The organism is Armatimonas sp., assembly GCF_043760365.1.
Classification (GTDB): domain Bacteria; phylum Armatimonadota; class Armatimonadia; order Armatimonadales; family Armatimonadaceae; genus Armatimonas.
In genome coordinates, this window is record NZ_JAYUPA010000639.1 from 1 (window position 1) to 4,102 (window position 4,102).

Below are 4,102 nucleotides of genomic sequence, written 5' to 3' on the forward strand. Positions count from 1 at the left end.
AGCTCAATCAGCAGCTCCGGGCCATTGGGCAGGGCTAGCCCCCAGCACTCGCCGGGATGAACTTGCTCACAACGCACGGCTACGCGCTGCTCGATAGCAGCGGCAAGCTCAGCGAAGCGGTAGGTTCGCCCGGGGCAGGCAACCGCCACCCGCTCGGGGTAGCGCTGCACCGGCCAGTCCAACAACTGCCCTAGCAGATAGGGCGCTCTGCCAAACGCTTCCGCCAGACGCATAACACCCGCCGAACGGATCAGTCCTCGATCCCGTGGCGGCGCAGGTAGTCCGCCAAGGTCTGGATGCTGCGAAAATCCTGGGTCTCAACATCCTCCATGGGAAGCCCAAAGCGCTCCGAGAGCCCCGCCAGTAGCTCCAGCGAGCTCAGCGAGTCCAGCCCCAGCCCGCCCTGGCTTGCATCCCAGAACAGCGGCGCATTCACCCCAATCTCCTCCGGCGCGACGGGCAGTTCAAGCCGCTCAACAATGATTTCCTGAATAGTGCGCTCGATCATTTGTTTCCCCTTTAAGATAGCTCAATCAACAGCTCATCCTACCCTGTTTCCCGACTTTCCGAAACCGCTAAATTTCGCACTGTGACTAGTCCAGATGCGAGTCGAAGCCGCGCACGGACACCGGGCCAGACTTGGTCTGCACGACACGGTCCGGGCGGTCGAGACGAGCGAGCTCGGCCTGGAGCGATGCCTTGTCGTGAACGTGCTCGAAGCGCTTGTCTTGCTCCCGCTGGCGGCTCCAGGCACACAGCTCCCAGAGCCCCACACAGATCGCTAGAGGAATGAGCATGACGCCAAAGATGCCCCTCAGGAGAACCCAGAGGCACAGGAGCATCACGCCTCCCGAAAGAATCGCGATGCGCCGCTGACCCGTAGGGGTCTCCCAGAACGAGAGATCTGGCTCTGTGTTGCCCTCAGGCTCGGGCGGCTTGATGGCTACTGCGCGGGTGATCAGCGACTTGCCACACGCAAGACACTGCGGATCGGTCGTGAGGTTCTGCGCCCCACAGCTCGGACAGACAAGGTGTTCCATGGGGCCTTTGACCCGCTACTCACTCCCTGGGTTGCGCTCGCCGTCGTCGGCATGAAGATCGTCCCAGAGTTCTAAAAACTTGGCTTGCACGTACTCATGGAGTGTTTCGGAAAACTCGCGCAGCAGGGGGAGCAGACGGATCAGCTCCTGCACATCGGCCAGATCCTTGAGCCGTCCGCTCCCCGTCATCCCCGAAGCCAGCTTCAGCTCGACGAGCTTTTCGAGTGTGACGGTTCGCACCCCATCAATCACAACGACGCTCTCGCTCGGATTCCCAAACTGGATTGCCTTGGGCTTCCCATCCCCTGGATACTCGCCCGTGGTGATGATCTCGACGGGAACATTCTCAGCGGTGGAGCGGAACTTCTTGGTTGCACCAGGAAACGCGGGACGGTAGCCGCGCCCGACAAGTGTCTTCTGGAACTGCTCCAGCCCCTCACGCGTGAGAAGTATGTCTATATCCTCGGTGAAGCGCCGGTAGCCGTGCTGGTTGAGCGCCACCGCTCCGATCACGGCGTAATCAATGCCGTTTTGCTCTAGATCCCGCACCAGCCGCCGCAATGTATCATTTGCCATTCCCACTCCCCGCAGAAATCGTAGCCCTTCCTCATAGGCCGAGACTGGGTGAGCCAGTACCTGTTCGTAGTCCGGTTGTGTCGTGGCTGGCATTGCCTATTGTACCTTGCCATCTCCCCGCCGCTGAGACGGGGACCCTCTTCCCCCGTTCGCTCCTTCGTTGCTGGGAAGAGGGACAGTTTTGAGTGCGCCCCAACCGCGCTACCGTTTTCGCCGGGGTGCTTCCACCACACTTGCTTCAGGCGGCAACAAACTCTCCAGCTTCGAGCGCAGCTCCGGCTCCAACCGCAAAAGCGCCGCCCGACTCCGCGTCTTCTTCCACTCCACCGCCGCCGCCAGCATCCGTAGAGGGATTTCCATCTCCTCATATCCAGCACCCGCTTTTTGCCATGCAGCAAGCCATGTATCAGCAACTTGGTTAGATACATCATCCTTCAAGATTTCTGAAAAATTGTCTACTATTTCATCACCCCATATTCCTAATCGTGAAAATTCTTTAGCTAAAAGTAATAAATCAGGTATTCTTTCTTCCCATAAAAAGAAATTCTTTTTATTCAATAGAATTGCATGAATGCATCCTCCTTCACCATATTCTTTGTTTTTATCAGACTTTAATGAATATGCGATTTTCAAATTCTTTATAAACATACGCCATTTATCTAATGTAATAAAAACAGTAGATTTCTGTATGTAAAATTTTATTTTTTCTTTATCAAAATTTATTGCTTTATCGAAACAGTTCAACGATTCATCAAAATAACCATTAACATAAAGAGCTCGTGCTTTTTCACCCCATGCTTCAGAATAATCAGGTTTCATTTTTATCGCTTCATCGTAAAATTTCAGTGCACCATTAAGATCTCCCATATATAATAATGCTCTCCCTTTCATTATTTTCCAGTCAATCAGATCAGGAAATTTATCTATTGCTTTATTAACTAATAAATATGCATCATTAATATTTTTCAATTTAAATAGCACGTTGATTTTACCCACTAAAAACATCATATTATTAGGGTTAATACTTATTGCAATATCAAAATACTTTAGAGATTCTCTATAATCATGATTTTCAGATTGGAGAAACGCAATCGAAAAAAAATCTTGACCAGAAGCATTAGCCCCTTTCAATTCTAAAACTTTGTATCCTAACTCTAACGCCTTTTTATAATTACCATTACCAATAAGAATATCTATATTTCTATCTATCTCATTAGCTATATCAATCGATATTTTCACTGAAGAGATCGCATATCTGAAATAATTTTTACTAACAGTCGCTCCTTCTGGTAAGGTTTCCAAAATCTCTTCGGATTGCTCAATTGTAAACCACCTTTTTATGAATTCTATTAATAATTGAATAGGTTTATCTCTATCTCCTTTTACCTGTATCCAAATTCTCAGAAGCGGTTCTCTCAACTCATAATAAGATTCCCGTCCTAGCTTCTCGCTTCTTACAAAGCCACGTTTAGTTAAATCATTCAGATGAGCAGAAACAGCATTAGGAGCAAGAAAACACGCATCAGCGAGTTCTTTGACGGGCATCGCTCCGGGCTTTTCGCAGAGGGTTTCGATGATGAGGGCTTCTTGACCAGGGAGATTTTCCATCTTGGATTGGTAGTAGGGCGTGAGTTCATCCACGAGTTTATAGAAGGCGGGGACGAGATCATCGAGGATTTCTTTGGTGAGAAAGCCCGCGAAGAGTATCCAGATGCGTGGGTGGCCGCCTGCGAGGTCTTCGATAGCGCGGAGACGCTCGGTGGCGACGGGGGTTTCTAAGAAGTCGGCGAACTCCTTGTCGCCGCGCTGTTGAGCGATGAGGCGCATGAGGCCGCGGGCGGTCTCGACACTGAACTCTTTCAAGGTGTGCAGGTTGAAGAAGTTATAGAAGGGCGCAGTTTGCTTGGAGAGTGCGGCGGTGAGGGTCGGGGCGGTGGCAAGGACAAGGGAGCAGCTTCGGTTTTGCAGGAAGGCACGAAAGGCTTGCTGGCCCTGCTCGCCCATGCGGTGGAGCATATCCTCGAAGTTCTCGACCAGAAGCAGGAGTGTCTTTCCGTCCAGCCACTCCACCAGCAGGCGCTCGGCGAGAACTTGGGTGTCTTGTGGGGAGTTGCCCTTCAGATCAGTAAGGCGTTTCTCTAGCTCCGGGTCTTTGTAGGTGGCGGCCAGCACCACAATAATGCGGCGCAGGAGGTGAAAGAACGTCGCGATTCCCCGCTCTTCCTCACGGAGCCACGCGATCCGCAGGTGCTCGTCCAAGCCTTCCGCGCCCTTTTTGCCCTCTCGGATACGGTGGTAGATCAGGCTGACGAGATGCGTCTTGCCCATACCCCGTGGCCCAAGAATCAGAGAGTGGGCTTTTGAGGTGGGAGACAAGCTCCCGCGAATGCTCCCAAGAAGCTCCTGGACAAGCGGCTCGCGCTCCACGAAGATTGCTTCCAGAAGCTTCGGCGACATCGTGCTGGGGTTGAAGGCGGAAAGGAGCA

4 protein-coding genes and 1 pseudogene are annotated in these 4,102 nt (G+C 52.1%); all 5 read right to left on the reverse strand.

All coding sequences use genetic code 11. The annotated features are described in order from the left end of the window. Positions 1 to 233: pseudogene (locus tag ACH2EH_RS14645) on the reverse strand (hypothetical protein); the annotation flags it as partial. Between the two features lie 17 nt (positions 234 to 250). Next, positions 251 to 508, reverse strand: coding sequence for a phosphopantetheine-binding protein (locus ACH2EH_RS14650; protein ID WP_395142785.1), 258 nt, complete (start codon positions 506 to 508; stop codon positions 251 to 253). A gap of 85 nt (positions 509 to 593) precedes the next feature. Further along, on the reverse strand, positions 594 to 1,040 hold the full coding sequence (locus ACH2EH_RS14655; protein ID WP_395142786.1) for a hypothetical protein: 447 nt from the start codon (positions 1,038 to 1,040) through the stop codon (positions 594 to 596). Positions 1,041 to 1,055: 15 nt separating this feature from the next. Then, positions 1,056 to 1,709 carry a hypothetical protein gene (locus ACH2EH_RS14660; protein WP_395142787.1) on the reverse strand — a complete coding sequence of 218 codons (654 nt, stop codon included), beginning with the start codon at positions 1,707 to 1,709 and terminating at the stop codon, positions 1,056 to 1,058. Positions 1,710 to 1,817: 108 nt separating this feature from the next. Next, positions 1,818 to 4,102, reverse strand: a 2,285-nt coding sequence (locus ACH2EH_RS14665; protein WP_395142788.1) for a tetratricopeptide repeat protein, incomplete at its 5' end; no start/stop codon positions are given.

Bases quoted from the DNA above. Each gene is read 5' to 3' on its own strand.
- ACH2EH_RS14650 (WP_395142785.1), bottom strand. From the start codon at position 508: ATGATCGAGCGCACTATTCAGGAAATCATTGTTGAGCGGCTTGAACTG.
- ACH2EH_RS14655 (WP_395142786.1), bottom strand. From the start codon at position 1,040: ATGGAACACCTTGTCTGTCCGAGCTGTGGGGCGCAGAACCTCACGACC.
- ACH2EH_RS14660 (WP_395142787.1), bottom strand. From the start codon at position 1,709: ATGCCAGCCACGACACAACCGGACTACGAACAGGTACTGGCTCACCCA.